13 protein-coding genes are annotated in these 13302 nt (G+C 68.2%); 6 read left to right on the top strand and 7 right to left on the bottom strand.

What is annotated here, in order from left to right:
* Both C5F46_RS06650 and C5F46_RS06645 read left to right on the top strand, forming a co-directional pair.
* Positions 1–1402 (top strand): sulfotransferase family protein (locus tag C5F46_RS06650; RefSeq protein WP_181317735.1); only part of this gene is annotated, 1402 nt, incomplete at its 5' end.
* Positions 1392–2045 carry a YggS family pyridoxal phosphate-dependent enzyme gene (locus C5F46_RS06645; RefSeq protein WP_107324586.1) on the top strand — a complete coding sequence of 218 codons (654 nt, stop codon included), beginning with the start codon at positions 1392–1394 and terminating at the stop codon, positions 2043–2045. The genes C5F46_RS06650 and C5F46_RS06645, both read left to right, overlap by 11 nt.
* Before the next feature lie 33 nt (positions 2046–2078).
* Here the strand turns inward: C5F46_RS06645 and rsmD are convergent, their stop codons facing one another.
* Positions 2079–2642, bottom strand: a complete 564-nt coding sequence (rsmD, locus tag C5F46_RS06640) for a 16S rRNA (guanine(966)-N(2))-methyltransferase RsmD (RefSeq protein WP_107324580.1) — start codon at positions 2640–2642, stop codon at positions 2079–2081.
* Positions 2639–3826 (bottom strand): NAD(P)/FAD-dependent oxidoreductase, encoded by a 1188-nt coding sequence (locus C5F46_RS06635; RefSeq protein WP_107324579.1) that lies wholly within the window; start codon positions 3824–3826, stop codon positions 2639–2641. Before C5F46_RS06635 ends, rsmD begins: the two co-directional genes overlap by 4 nt.
* A 78-nt stretch (positions 3827–3904) precedes the next feature.
* Between C5F46_RS06635 and C5F46_RS06630 the strand changes: the two genes are divergently transcribed.
* Positions 3905–4393, top strand: coding sequence for a peroxiredoxin (locus C5F46_RS06630; protein ID WP_107324578.1), 489 nt, complete (start codon positions 3905–3907; stop codon positions 4391–4393).
* 16 nt (positions 4394–4409) lie between these two features.
* On the opposite strand, the gene C5F46_RS06625 is transcribed toward C5F46_RS06630, so the two are convergent.
* From C5F46_RS06625 to smc, 5 genes are all read right to left on the bottom strand, one after another.
* Positions 4410–4688, bottom strand: a complete 279-nt coding sequence (locus tag C5F46_RS06625) for a 4a-hydroxytetrahydrobiopterin dehydratase (RefSeq protein ID WP_107324577.1) — start codon at positions 4686–4688, stop codon at positions 4410–4412.
* Entirely contained in the window at positions 4685–5866 is a 1182-nt protein-coding gene (locus tag C5F46_RS06620) for a GNAT family N-acetyltransferase (protein WP_107324585.1), read from the bottom strand. Before C5F46_RS06620 ends, C5F46_RS06625 begins: the two co-directional genes overlap by 4 nt.
* Before the next feature lie 46 nt (positions 5867–5912).
* Positions 5913–6689, bottom strand: a complete 777-nt coding sequence (locus tag C5F46_RS06615; protein WP_107324576.1) for a glycerophosphodiester phosphodiesterase family protein — start codon at positions 6687–6689, stop codon at positions 5913–5915.
* Positions 6689–7156 carry a RidA family protein gene (locus tag C5F46_RS06610; protein ID WP_107324575.1) on the bottom strand — a complete coding sequence of 156 codons (468 nt, stop codon included), beginning with the start codon at positions 7154–7156 and terminating at the stop codon, positions 6689–6691. The genes C5F46_RS06615 and C5F46_RS06610 overlap by 1 nt, the downstream gene beginning before the upstream one ends.
* Before the next feature lie 76 nt (positions 7157–7232).
* The gene (gene smc, locus C5F46_RS06605) at positions 7233–10691 is read right to left on the bottom strand and encodes a chromosome segregation protein SMC (protein ID WP_107324574.1); all 3459 of its coding nucleotides are present in this window, start codon (positions 10689–10691) and stop codon (positions 7233–7235) included.
* A gap of 212 nt (positions 10692–10903) precedes the next feature.
* Here smc and C5F46_RS06600 point away from each other — a divergent pair, with 212 nt between their 5' ends.
* From C5F46_RS06600 to C5F46_RS06590, 3 genes are all read left to right on the top strand, one after another.
* Complete coding sequence (locus C5F46_RS06600) at positions 10904–12112, top strand: TsoY family (seleno)protein (RefSeq protein WP_107324573.1); 1209 nt, start codon at positions 10904–10906, stop codon at positions 12110–12112.
* A gap of 75 nt (positions 12113–12187) precedes the next feature.
* The gene (locus C5F46_RS06595) at positions 12188–12544 is read left to right on the top strand and encodes a CidA/LrgA family protein (RefSeq protein ID WP_107324572.1); all 357 of its coding nucleotides are present in this window, start codon (positions 12188–12190) and stop codon (positions 12542–12544) included.
* Entirely contained in the window at positions 12537–13253 is a 717-nt protein-coding gene (locus C5F46_RS06590; RefSeq protein ID WP_107324571.1) for an LrgB family protein, read from the top strand. Before C5F46_RS06595 ends, C5F46_RS06590 begins: the two co-directional genes overlap by 8 nt.
* The last annotated feature ends 49 nt before the right edge of the window (positions 13254–13302 follow it).

Below are 13302 nucleotides of genomic sequence, written 5' to 3'. Positions count from 1 at the left end.
GGCGCTGGCCGAAAAAGCCGCCGACATGGCCCCCAAAGACCTCAAGGCGCAGATGATGCTGGCGGGCGTTTTGGGCCGCGGCCAGGATCATCAGGCCGCCGCCGCCGCCTATGCCCGCGCCGCCGCCGCCGCCCCCGACCAGCCCGACCCGCACGCCGGGCTGGCGCAAAAGCTGGCCGAACTGGGCCGCGATGCCGAGGCGATGGCCGAATATGACCGCGCGCTGGCGCTGGCGCCCGACAATACGCTGGCCATCGGCGGCAAGGCGGCCCTGTTGCAGACGCTGGGCCGGTTTGACGAGGCCGAGACCTATTTTCGCCGCGCCTTTGTGCTCGATCCGCTGAACGGCGGCAACTACCGGCTGTTTGTCACCTCGCACAAGGTCACGCCCGACGACCCGATCCTGCCCGAGATGGAGGCGCGCTATGCCGACCCGGCCCTGTCGGAGGCGTCGCGCATGGACCTGGGCTTTGCGCTGGCCAAGGCGATGGAGGATATCCGCGCCCATGACCGGGTGTTCACCTACCTGCGCCCGGCCAACCAGTTGATGCGCAAGGCCCACCCCTATGACATCGCCACCCGCGACGCCGATGTGGAGGCGGTGATCGCGGCCTTTCGCGGCGCCGATTTCGGCCCGCTTGCCGATGCCACCGACTATGCGCCGATCTTTGTAACCGGGATGCCCCGGTCGGGCACCACACTGATCGAACAGATCATCTCCAGCCATTCCGCGATGACCGGGGCAGGCGAGGCCGCCGTGGCCGTGCGCAAGGCACTGGCGCTGATCGAACGGCCCGGCACCGGCACCTACCGCCGCTATGACCAGGTGCCCGCCGCCGAGGTGCTGGCAATGGGCCGCGCCTATGAGGCGGAAATGCGCGCCCGCTTTCCCGAGGCCGCGCGCGTCACCGACAAGTCGATTCAGACCTACATGTATCTGGGTGCAATCCGCCAGGCGCTGCCCAATGCCCGCGTGATCGTGGTGCGCCGCGACCCGCGCGACAATCTGCTGTCGATCTACAAGAACAAATTTGCCGAGGGCACCCACCTTTATGCCTACGACCTCAAGGATCTGGGCCGCTACTATCGCAGTTTCCTGCGGATGGTGGCGTTCTGGCGCGAGACCCTGGGCGATTGGGTGCAAGAGGTAAGCTATGACCGGCTGGTGGCCAACCCCGAGCCGGAAACGCGAAAACTGATCGCCGCCTGCGGGCTGGAGTGGGAGGACGCCTGCCTGCGGTTCCATGAAAACGACCGCAAGGTGAGGACGCTCAGCGTCTATCAGGTGCGCCAGCCGATCAGCACCGCCTCGGCGCAGGGCTGGCGCCGGCATGAGGCCGATCTGGCCGAGTTGATCGAGGCTTTGGGCGATGCGGTTCCGGAGGATGACCATGGCGCTTGACGATATCCGCGCGCGGATCGCGGCGGCCGAGGTGGCGGCGGGTCGCGCGCCCGGATCGGTGCGCCTGATCGCGGTGTCAAAGGTGCAGCCGCCCGAACGGGTCGCGGCAGTGCTGGAGGCGGGCCAACGCCTGTTTGGCGAAAACTATGTGCAGGAAGCCGCGCTGAAATGGCCCGCCTGGCGCGCGCAGTTTCCCGGCGTGCAGGTGCATATGATCGGGCCGTTGCAAACCAACAAGGCCAAACTGGCGGTCGAGATGTTCGAGGCGATCCATACGCTCGACCGGCCCGGTCTGGCCGAGAAACTTGCGCGGCTGGCGCAATCGCGCGGGGCCAGCCCCGATCTGTTCGTGCAGGTCAACACCGGGGCAGAGCCGCAGAAGGCGGGCGTGCTGCCCGGCATGGTCGATGATTTTGTGGCCGCCGTCCGTCTGATGGACCTGCCGGTGGCGGGCCTGATGTGCATCCCACCCGAGGCCGAAGACCCCGCGCCGCATTTTGCCATGCTGGCGCAGATGGCCGCGCGCAACGGCCTGTCGGGCCTGTCGATGGGCATGAGCAGCGATTTCGAGGCAGCGATTGCCGCCGGTGCCACCCATGTGCGCGTGGGCAGCGCGATCTTTGGCGCGCGCAGCTACGGCTGATCGGGCGAATTTCTCGCGCCCGAAAACTCTACCCTATTCCGGCGCGCGCAACAGCGTGACCACGGTATTGCCATAGCTGCGCTGGTCGATCTGGCTCAGCCCCTCGGGCACGGTCGGCGGGGCGCTTTCTTCCCATACCACCATTGCGCCGGGGGCGACCCAGCCTTCGGTCATGCACGAGGCCAGCGCCGCCTCACCCAGGCCCTTGCCATAGGGCGGATCGAGAAAGATCAGATCATAACCGGGGCCGCGGTTCGGCCCCATTCTGGTGGCGTCGCGCCGCCAGACATCGGTGATGCCCATCGCGCGCATCAACTCGATGTTGCGTCGCAGCAGTGCCCGCGCCGCTGTGCCATCATCGACAAAGGCCACGCGGGCCGCGCCGCGCGACAGCGCTTCCAACCCCAGTGCGCCAGTGCCTGCGAACAGATCGAGCACACGCGCGCCGGGAATCGGGTTGCCATGGGTGCCGTTGACCAGAAGATTGAAGATCGATTCGCGCACCCGGTCGGTTGTGGGGCGCAAATGCGCCTCGGCATCGCCCACGCCGACTTCGGCCAGCTTCAGCCCGCGGGAGGTGCCGCCGATGATCCTCACAGCAGCGCCTTGAGGTCGGTTTCCGGGTCGGCCAGCGCGGCGGGGTCGGGGCTGCGCCCGGCCTCGATCAGGCGCTTTCCGATCATATAGGCGCGCGGGTCATTCAGCGCGTCGACCGCCAGCAGTTGCGCGCCGCGGAAATACCAAAAGCTTTGCCCCCGCGTCACCACCCGGTCATAGCCGGTGTTCAGCCCGGCGATTTGCAGCTTGGCATCGAACTGATCCGACCAGAACCACGGCTTGGGCGCATAGTCGAGCCCGGCGCCCATGATGTTTTCGGCCACCAATTCGGCCATGTCGATGGCGTTGCCCACGCTTTCCAGCCGGATACGCCCGCCCGGATGCGGGAACGAGGCGCAATCGCCAGCCGCCCAGATCACGGGGTCGCTTGTGCGGCCCTGCGCATCGGTGGTGATGCCGTTGTCAATCGCAAGCCCTGCCGCTTCGGCCAGCGCCGTGGCAGGGGTCACACCAATGCCAAGGATTACGAAATCCGCCGCCAGATCGCGCCCGTCGGCCAGCCGCACGCCGGTGACATGCGCATCGCCCAGCAGCCGCTCTACGCCGACGCCTTCGATGATCTCGACCCCGTGTTCCAGATGCAGCCGCCGGATCGCATCGGCGGTTTCGGCGCAGGCGACGCGGCCCAGAATGCGCGGCGCGGCCTCGACCAGTGTCACCCGCAGGCCCAGCTTCCACGCGACTGCCGCCGCCTCCAGCCCCACATAGCCGCCGCCGATCACCACCAGCCGTGCGCCGGGGCGAAAGGCGGGGGCCATCGCATCCACATCGGCCAGCCGCCGCACCACATGCACACCCGCAAGATCGCCACCAATTGTGGCGGGCAGGCGGCGCGGCGTGGCGCCTGTGGTCAGGATCAATTGGTCATAGGGCAGGTCTTCGCCCGCGACATGCACGGTTTTGGCCGCGCGGTCGATGGCCGAAACCGGCGCGCTCAGCCGCAGGGTGATGTGATGTTCGGCCCAGAAATCATCGCCGCGCAGGGTCAGCCGGTCCAGTGGCATTTCGCCCAGCAGATAGGCTTTTGACAGCGGCGGGCGCTGGTAGGGGGCCACGGGTTCATCCCCCAGCAGGCTGATTGGCGCGCTGTATCCCAGCGCCCGCAGCTTTGCCGCCGCCGCCACCGCCGCCTGCCCCGCACCCACGATCACGATGCCTGCCATGTCATTCCCTCTGGCCGTTTCTTGGCCAGACCCTATATCCCTGCAATCAGGGAACGCAACGCGACAGGGGGATGGGGGATGACAATTTCAACGGGCGACAGGTTGCCGGGTGCAAGCCTTTTGCGGATGGGGGCGAACGGCCCCGAGGCGGTCGATCTGGCAACGCTTACCACCGGGCGCAAGGTAGTGATCTTTGGCCTGCCGGGCGCCTATACCGGCACCTGCACCACCGCGCATGTGCCCAGCTTTATCCGCACTCGCGATCAGCTTGCGGCCAAGGGTGTGAACGAGGTGATCTGCATCGCGGTGAACGACCCCTTCGTGATGGGGGCATGGGACGCATCAACTGGCGCAGGCAAGGCTGGCATCGCGATGTTGGCCGATGCCGACGCGGCCTTTACCAAGGCCATCGGCATGGCCTTTACCGCGCCGCCCGTGGGGCTGTTCGACCGGTCGCTGCGCTATGCGATGCTGGTCGAGGATGGCGTGGTCCGCGTGCTGCACCGCGAGGAAAACCCCGGTATCTGCGAGGTGTCGGGCGGCGAGGCGATGCTGGCCGCGATCTGATCTGCGCGGGCCGGGGTTACCCGGCCCGCTGCGCCGCGGCGGCATCCATCGCGCGTGCCAGCCGCAGGTCAAGCTCGGTCAGGCCACCCGAATCATGGGTGGTCAGCCGCACTGACACTTGGTTCCAGATGTTCGACCAGTCGGGGTGATGGTTCATCGCCTCGGCCTTCAGCGCCACCTCGGCCATGAAGCCGAAGGCCGCCGCAAAATCGGCAAAGCGATAGTCGCGCGCCAATGCGCCGCCTTCGGCCCGCCAGCCGTCAGCCAGAAATGGGGCCAGATCGTCATCGGTCATTCGTGATCCTCCTGCGGGCTGCGGCGGAACGGGCCATAGGCGGTGAGGATCTCGATCTCCTCCTCGACCGCGGCGCGTTCGGCTGCCAGATACTGGGCTACGGCACGGGCGAAACTCGGCTCGTGAAGCCAATGCGCCGAATGGGTCGTCACCGGCAGATAGCCGCGCGCCAGCTTGTGTTCACCTTGCGCCCCGGCCTCGACGCGGCGCAGGCCGTGCGCGATGGCCCAGTCGATCGCCTGATGATAGCACAGTTCGAAATGCAGGAACGGATGATCCTCGATCGCCCCCCAATAGCGGCCGAACAGCGCCTCGCGACCGATCAGGTTCATCGCCCCCGCGATCCAGCGCCCTTCGCGCCGCGCCATCACCAGAAGGATATCATCGCGCAGCGTCTCTTGTGCGGCGTCGAAAAAGGCCCGCGTCAGGTAGGGGCGGCCCCATTTGCGCGCGCCGGTATCCTGGTAAAAGGCCCAGAACGCGGCCCAATGCTCGGGCTGGATCTCGTCTCCGGTCAGCAGGTGGATGCTGCCGCCAAAGCCCTGCGCGCGGTCGCGTTCCTTGCGCAGCGCCTTGCGCTTGCGCGACGACAGTTCTGACAGGAAATCGTCGTAGCTGGCATAGCCGCGGTTCAGCCAGTGGAATTGCTGCGTGCGGCGATGCAAAAAGCCCGCCCCTGCGCCGTCGGTGGCCTCGTCCTCGGTGCAGAAGGTGATATGGGCCGAGGACAGCCCCGCCTCATCGGCCACCCGCACCATTCCGGCCAGCAGTGCGGTCCGGCCCGCCACCGTCTCGCCCGGCGCGGTCAGCAGCCGGCGGCCGGTGGCGGGGGTAAAGGGCACCGCGCATTGCAGTTTCGGGTAATAGCGCCCGCCTGCGCGGGCATAGGCCTCGGCCCAGCCGTGATCAAAGATGTATTCACCCTGGCTGTGGCCCTTCAGGTAGACCGGCGCCACCGCGATGATCTGCCCGCCGCGCCGGGCCACCATTGGGCGCGGGGTCCACCCGGTTCCGGGGCCGACCGAGCCCGACACCTCCAGCGCGGCCAGAAACCGGTGCGTGGTGAACGGGTCTGACGGGCGCCCGCTGGCCGCCTCGGGGCAGGCGCAGGCATCCCAGTCAGATGCGGGGATGTCGCAGACCCCTGACAAAAGCGAGATTTCAACGGTTTCGGTCATGCTGTTCCCCGCGCCTGCATCTGACATGGCGCGGGGAAAGGGCGCGTCAACCCAGAAGCGGCGCGGCGTAGCCTTCAAAGGTGACGTTATGGGCTACGGTGCGTGCGGTGCGATCCTCGCTCATGTTGCGCACGGTCCAGGCCAGGATCTTGGCCCCGCGCATCTTGATCTCGGCCACCTGCTTGGCGCGCAGATCGGTCCATTCGTGCGAGACGAACCCCGCCGCAATCAGGTTGGTTTCCCAATCTTCCATCCGGCGCAGTTGGTCCAGGCGTTCGGTCGGAACGCCGGGCCAGTCCTCGGGCTTGAAGGTGCAGGTGACCAGCCCCAGCGGCAGGCCGCGGTTTTCGTGCCGCACCGCCATCAACGCATAGGGGTTGAACGACATCACCGCTACCTGATCGCGGTAGTTGCGCAACGCCTGCGCCACTGCCACCTCCAGCGGGCCAACCTTGTGGCCCAGCGCGCCGTCCTGATCCTTGATCTCGATCAGCAGCGGCACCCGGCGCGACACGGCGTTCAACACCTCGTCCAGCGTCGGGATCTTTTCGCCGGTGCCTGCCAGCCGCAATTCGGCCAGTTCGGCGGCGGTGCGTTCGCGGATCAGGCCCTTGACGCCTGTCATCCGCTCCAGATCGTCATCATGAAACACCATCGGCACGCCATCGGACGACGGCTGCACGTCAATCTCGATGCCATAGCCCACCGCCACGGCGGCGCGCACTGCGGCAAGACTGTTTTCGGGGCGCCCCTTGGCCAGGTCATGCCAGGCCCGGTGGGCAATGGGGCGAACGAGGAATTCGGCCGGCAGGTTCACACGCATCACAGCACCTCGAAAATGGCTTCGATTTCCACCGCCACGCCGCGCGGCAGCGACGCCGCCGACACTGCCGAGCGGGCATGCCGCCCGGCCTCGCCAAAGACTTCGACCATCAGGTCGGAACAGCCGTTGATCACCTCGGGCTGATCGGTGAAGTCGGGGGTGGAATTGACAAAGCCCACCAGTTTCACCAGCCGCACGATCCGGTCCAGATCGCCGCCGCAGGCCGCCCGTACCTGCGCGATCAGCGCCAGCCCGCAGCGCCGCGCGGCCGCCACACCTTCGGCAACGGCCAGATCGGCCCCCAGACGGCCCTTGATCAGCACCCCGTCCGGGCCTTGCGAAATCTGGCCCGACACGAACACATGCCCTCCGCTGCGAACAAAGGGAACGTAGTTGGCGGCGGGTTTGGGCGCGTCGGGCAGGGTGATGCCCAGTTCGGCCAGCCGTGCCTCGATCTTTCCGGTCATGTCGTTCTCCGATTCTGTTTTGCGAAGGCTAGGGTGCCCCCCGGTTCTTGCCAACGGCGGAATCGGGGCTGCGGCTTCAGGCCACCAGCGCCTCGGCGCGCTTCAGATCGACGCTGACCAACTGGCTGACGCCCTGTTCGGCCATGGTCACGCCAAACAGCCGGTCCATCCGCGCCATGGTCACAGCATGGTGGGTGATGGTCAGAAACCGTGTGTCGGTGCGCCGGACCATTTCGTCCAGCAGGTCGCAAAAGCGGGTGACGTTGGCGTCGTCCAGTGGCGCGTCCACCTCATCAAGCACACAGATCGGGGCCGGGTTGGCAAGGAACACGGCAAAGATCAGCGCCAGCGCCGTCAGCGTCTGTTCGCCCCCCGACAGCAGGCTGAGCGTTGCCAGCTTCTTGCCCGGCGGTTGGCACATGATCTCCAGTCCAGCTTCCAGCGGATCGTCGCTTTCCACCAGCACAAGGTTGGCGCTGCCGCCGCCGAACAGATGCGTGAACAGCAGGCGGAAGTTTTCGTTCACCTGTTCAAAGGCGGTCAGCAACCGCTCGCGCCCTTCGCGGTTCAGGCTGCCGATACCGGCGCGCAGCTTGCCGATGGCTTCTTGCAGGTCGTCCTTTTCGCGGGTCAGGTTTTCGTGTTCGCTCTGCACGGCGCGGGCATCTTCTTCGGCGCGCAGGTTCACCGCGCCCAGGGCCTCGCGCTGGCGTTTCAGGCGGGCGATGTCGGCCTCCAGATCCTCGGTGGCAGGGATCGTGTCGGGCGCGCCCTGCAAGTCGTGCAGCAAGGCATCGGGCGAAAGCTCGGTTTCTTCGCGGATACGCTCGGCGCAATAGGCCACCGCCTCGCGCGCCGCTTCGGCGCGGGCCTCGGCGCGGGCGCGGGCCTCGCGGGCCTCGCCGGCGGCACGTTCGGCCTCGCGTTCTGCGTCTTGCGCCGCGCGCAGCAGGGCCTCGGCTCCGGCCAGCGCCTCGGCGGCGCGGCTGCGGCGGGTCTCGGCGGCGTCAATCGCCTCGTCCAGTTCTTCGCGCCGCGCGGCGAGTTCGCCCGGCTCGGCGCTGGCCTCGTTCAGCGCCGCCTCGGCCTCGGCGCGGCGCTCGGCCAACTCGGCCGAGCGTTTTTCGGCGGTCTCAAGCCGCAGCCGCCAGCCCGACACCTCGCGCATGATCTCTTGCCGACGCCGGGTGCGCGCCTCGCCCTCGCGGCGCACCTCGTCATGGGCCGAGCGGCGGGCCATCATGTCGGCGCGCGCTGCATCGACGCGGTGGCGCACCGCTTCGGCCTCGGCGCGCACCTGCGCCAGATCGGGCAGCGCGGCCAGCGCCGTTTCGGCCTCGATCTGTGCAGCCTCGGCACCCTCGGCCTCGCCGGCATGACGGGCCTGCGCCAGACGCGCAGCCTCCAGTTTACCGTCGGCGATCGAGCGGTCGGCCTCGGCACGGGCCAGCGCCCGGCCCGCTTCGGCCAGCCGCCGGTCAGCCTCGCGCCGGGCCTCGCGCGCGGCGGTATCGGCGCGGCCTGCCTCTGCCAGTTGCCGGGTCAGCATCTCATGCGCCTGCGCCGCGCCCGCAGCCCGCGCCGAGACCTCTTCCAGATCGCGTTTCAATTCGACCAGACGGTTCAACTGTCGCAGCCGCAGCGCGGCGGCCGAGGGCGCGTCTTCGGCCGCCGCGCGGAACCCGTCCCAGCGCCACAGGTCGCCCTCGGGTGACACCAGCCGCTGCCCCGGCGCAAGTCCCGGTTGCAGCCGTTGCCCGGTGGCGCGGTCGGGCGCCAGCCCGATCTGGGCGATCCGGCGGGCCAGAACCGGGGGCACGGTGGCATGGGCGGCCAGCGGCGTGCAGCCTGCGGGCAAGGGCTGTGGCGCAGGGTAATCGGGCAGCGCCGCCCAGCCCGACCCCGCATCTGCCGCGACTTCGGGCGCGCGCAGGTCGTCGGCCAGCGCCGCGCCCAGCGCCGCCTCATAGCCCGGCACCACCTGCACCCGGTCCAGCAACTGCCGCCCCGTTGCGGCCTCACGCTCCACCAGACGGGCCAGCGCCGCCACCTCGGCGCGCAAGGCCCCTGCCTCGCCCTCCGCCTCAGAGCGGGCGGCGCGGGCGGTTGATTCGCGGGTCTGAATTTCGGCGCGGGTTTCCTCGGCCTCGATCAGCGCTGCTTCGGCCTCTTCGGCGGCCTCTTGCGCAGCCTCTTGTGCGGCCTCGGCGCCGACCAGGTCGGAGCCTGCCCGTTCCAGCGCCGCTTCGGCAAGGTCGGCCGCGGCGGCGGCCCGCGCGGCCTCGGCCCCGGCCTTGTCCAGCGTGGTGCGCGCATCATCCAGCAGCCGCTGCGCCGACTGGTGGCGGGCGGCAAGGCGGGCCACATCTTCGGTGATGCGGGCCAGATCAGCCTCTTCACCCTGAAGCGCCTGCGCGGCCTCGGTCGCGGCTTCGGCGGTCTCGGCCAGCCGGTCGTCATGGCCTTCGGCGGCCTTCGCGATCTGCCCCGCCTCCCAGTCAAGCCGCGCGATCATCTCGCCCGCGTCGCGGTTCAGCCCGGCCTCGCGCTCCATGTCATGGCCCAGTTGCGCGATCCGTCCGCGCAGGGTTTCGATGGCGTGGCGGGCACGGGCCTCCTGATCGGTCAGTGCATCGCGCTGCACGATCAGCCGTTGCAGCACCGCCGCCGCAATCGCCTCCTCTTCGCGCAGGGGGGGCAGGGCATCCTCGCGCGCAGCCCGCCCCTTTTGCGCGCTGCGGGCGGCAAGTTCGGCGGCGCTGGCGGCGCGGCTACGCTCAACCATTGCGGCCAGCGTCTCGGCCAGCGCAAGGTCGGCCTCATGCCAGCGCCGCCACAGCGCCAGCCCCTCGGCGCGGCGCAACTCGGCGCCGATTTCACGGTAGCGCGCCGCGGCCCGCGCCTGCCGGGCCAGCGTGGCCAACTGGCCTGCCAGTTGCTCGATCACATCGTCAACGCGGGTCAGGTTCTGCTCGGCGCCCGACAGTTTCAACTCTGCCTCGTGCCTGCGCTGATACAGCCCCGCGATCCCGGCCGCCTCTTCGAGAATCCGACGGCGCGCGCGGGGTCGGGCGTTGATCAGTTCGGCGATCTGCCCCTGCCGCACCAGCGCCGGGCTATGCGCCCCGGTCGAGGCATCGGCAAACAGCATCTGCACGTCGCGGGCGCGCACATCGCGACCGTTGACCTTGTAGGCCGAGCCCGCATCGCGCGTGATCCGGCGCACGATCTCCAGCGTGTCAGCCTCGTTGAAACCCGAGGGCGCCAGCCGCTCGCTGTTGTCGATCGACAGCGACACCTCGGCAAAGTTGCGCGCGCCGCGTGTGGCGGCACCGGCAAAGATCACATCCTCCATCCCCTCGCCGCGCATCGCGGTGGGGCGGTTTTCGCCCATCACCCAGCGCAACGCCTCCAGCAGGTTCGACTTGCCACAGCCGTTCGGGCCTACCACGCCGGTCAGCCCGTCGTGGATCACCAGATCGGTGGGGTCCACAAAGCTTTTGAAACCGTTCAGGCGAAGCCGGGTAAAGCGCAAGGCGGCGTCCTTTGAGGCGGGTGGGCCTGAGTGTCGCCACGGGGCGCGGCCCGAGTCAATCGCTGCAATCACGATCTGGCAGGCAAACCGGGTTTATCCACAAGATATGCGCGGCATGGTGCCGATCCAGCCAGCGGCGCTGTGCCGCAGGGTTGCCTTTTGCGGCGTGGCCTATCATATTCGTCTTTGTGAATTTGAAGTGGGAGATCGCCATGCCCTCCGCAACCCGCCCCGCGGACCGTTACTCGCCGCTCTATCTCCTCGCTGCGCTTGGCGCTGGCGGGATAGCGGTCACCTTCTTTCTGTGGCTGATGTTCTGGGTGCCGCACCCTGACCGCCCGGTGCCGGTGTTCGAGGATATCGTGGCCGCGTTCGGCGCCGGCGACTGGCGCGCTCAGGCGATGATCGGGACGGCTTATCTGGGCATCGCCTTTTTCGCTTTTCAGCACTACCGCCTGCTGATCTGGAACCTGATGCAACTGAGCCGGTTCAAGCGCACCGCAGATTATGCCGCGCTGTGTGCCTCGAACGCCGAAAGCCAGTTGATGGCGCTGCCGCTGACACTGGCGATGGCGATCAATGTGGGCTTTGTTCTGGGCATGGTGGCGGTGCCGGGGTTGTGGGGCGTGGTGGAATGGCTGTTTCCCGGTGCGGTCGTGGCGTTTCTGGCGGTGGGGGTGCTGGCGCTGCGCCAGTTGGGCGCCTTCCTTGGCCGGGTGAAAACCACGGGCGGCTTTGACTGGACAGGGAACGGGTCTTTCGCGCAAATGCTGCCCGCCTTTGCGCTGTCGATGGTTGGGGTCGGGCTTTCTGCGCCTGCGGCAATGTCCAGCGTGCCGCTGATTTCGGGCGCGTCCATCATTCTGGCGACCTTCTTTCTGGTCGCCTCGGCGGTGGTGGGGATCGTGGCGCTGATCCTTGGCGTTCACTCGATGATGAGCCATGGCGTCAGCGCCGAAGCAGCCCCGACAATTCTGATCGTGATCCCGATCCTGACGGTGCTGGGCATCCTGATGCTGCGGGTCGGGCACGGGCTGCATGTGCATTTCGGCGTGCACGAGGCGCCGGGCGACATGCTGTTGCTGCTGACCAAGATCGTGTCGGCACAGGTTCTGTTCGGTATATTTGGCCTCGCCATGCTGCGGCGTACGGGCTACGGCGCGCGGTTCCTGTCAGGACCGGAAAACTCGGTCGGGGCCTATGCGCTGATCTGCCCCGGCGTGGCCATGGGGGTGATGCTGCAATTCTGGATCAACATCGGTCTGGTGGGCGCCGGGCTGGTTGCAAAGTTCGGGGTGGCGTTCTGGGTGCTGTCGGCGCTGCCGGTGGCGACGCAGGTCTGGATGGTCTGGCTTTTGTTGCGGCTGAACCGGCGCCATTTTGCCCGCCCGCGTGTGGGCCAGCCGGTCGCGGCGCAATGACCGGGGCGGCCTTCGGGCCGCCCTTTCGCTTTGCGCGCCATGCGCTAGGCTGGGCGCACCCTGACGGAGGCCGCCATGATCCCAGCTCTCGCCACGATCCTATTGTTTCAACTTGCAGGCGAGGTGGCCAGCCGTGCGCTGGCGCTGCCCTTGCCCGGTCCGGTGCTCGGCATGGTTGCGCTGGTGGCGGCGTTTCTGACCTTTCCCCGTCTGGCGGCGGCGGTGCAGCCCACGGCGCAGGGGCTGCTGGCGCATCTGTCGCTGTTGTTCGTGCCCGCGGGCGTGGGCGTGGTGGCGCATCTGGGGGTGCTGACGCGTGAAGGCCCGGCGCTGGCGCTGGCGCTGGTGGTGTCAACCATTGCCGCCATTGCGGTGGGGGCGCTGGCCTTTGTCGCGGTGGCGCACCTGACCGGGGTGCGCGCCGATGACTGACCCCGCCCTGATCTGGAGCTATCTGTCGCGTGAGCCGCTGATGTGGCTGACCGCCACGCTGCTGGCCTATTGGGCAGGGGATGCGCTGTTTCGCGCCTCGGGGCGCAAGCCCTGGGCCAACCCGGTGCTGATCGCGGTGATCTTGCTGGCCATCGTGCTCAAGGCCACCGGCACCGACTATGCGCGCTATTTCGATGGTGCGCAGTTCGTGCATTTCATGCTGGGCCCGGCCACCGTGGCGCTGGCGGTGCCGCTGTATTTCAACCTTGGCCATGTGCGGCGCGCGGCACTGCCAATGCTGGCGGCGCTGCTGGCAGGTTCGCTGACGGCGATCGGCTCGGCGCTGGGCATTGCCCATGCGCTGGGGGTGGCGCCCGATGTGATGGCCGCGCTTGCGCCCAAATCCGCCACCGCGCCGGTGGCGATCGGCATTTCCGAATCCCTTGGCGGCGCGCCCACGCTGACGGCGGTTCTGGTTCTGCTGACCGGCATAACAGGCGCCATCGTGGTCACTCCGCTGCTGAACGCGCTGCGCATCCGGGACTGGCGCGCGCGCGGCTTTGCGGTGGGGGTGGCGGCGCATGGCATCGGCACAGCGCGGGCGTTTCAGGTGAATGAAACCGCCGGCGCCTTTGCCGGCATCGGCATGGGGCTGAACGCGGTTCTGACCGCGCTGATCGCGCCCTGGGTGCTGGGGCTGTTTCTGTGATGCCGTTTCAGCGGCATTTTTCCGCGCCGATTGCATTTCGCGGCCCATA

This window comes from Phaeovulum veldkampii DSM 11550, from assembly GCF_003034995.1.
GTDB classification, from domain to species: Bacteria; Pseudomonadota; Alphaproteobacteria; order Rhodobacterales; family Rhodobacteraceae; genus Phaeovulum; species Phaeovulum veldkampii.
This window is presented reverse-complemented; position numbering and strand designations above follow the sequence as displayed.

What these genes read in the sequence shown, in the direction of transcription:
- C5F46_RS06630 (WP_107324578.1), top strand. Translation starts at nt 3,905, where the DNA reads ATGACAATTTCAACGGGCGACAGGTTGCCGGGTGCAAGCCTTTTGCGG.
- C5F46_RS06625 (WP_107324577.1), bottom strand. Translation starts at nt 4,688, where the DNA reads ATGACCGATGACGATCTGGCCCCATTTCTGGCTGACGGCTGGCGGGCC.
- C5F46_RS06610 (WP_107324575.1), bottom strand. Translation starts at nt 7,156, where the DNA reads ATGACCGGAAAGATCGAGGCACGGCTGGCCGAACTGGGCATCACCCTG.
- C5F46_RS06645 (WP_107324586.1), top strand. Translation starts at nt 1,392, where the DNA reads ATGGCGCTTGACGATATCCGCGCGCGGATCGCGGCGGCCGAGGTGGCG.
- C5F46_RS06635 (WP_107324579.1), bottom strand. Translation starts at nt 3,826, where the DNA reads ATGGCAGGCATCGTGATCGTGGGTGCGGGGCAGGCGGCGGTGGCGGCG.
- C5F46_RS06595 (WP_107324572.1), top strand. Translation starts at nt 12,188, where the DNA reads ATGATCCCAGCTCTCGCCACGATCCTATTGTTTCAACTTGCAGGCGAG.
- C5F46_RS06615 (WP_107324576.1), bottom strand. Translation starts at nt 6,689, where the DNA reads ATGCGTGTGAACCTGCCGGCCGAATTCCTCGTTCGCCCCATTGCCCAC.
- C5F46_RS06590 (WP_107324571.1), top strand. Translation starts at nt 12,537, where the DNA reads ATGACTGACCCCGCCCTGATCTGGAGCTATCTGTCGCGTGAGCCGCTG.
- C5F46_RS06620 (WP_107324585.1), bottom strand. Translation starts at nt 5,866, where the DNA reads ATGACCGAAACCGTTGAAATCTCGCTTTTGTCAGGGGTCTGCGACATC.
- C5F46_RS06600 (WP_107324573.1), top strand. Translation starts at nt 10,904, where the DNA reads ATGCCCTCCGCAACCCGCCCCGCGGACCGTTACTCGCCGCTCTATCTC.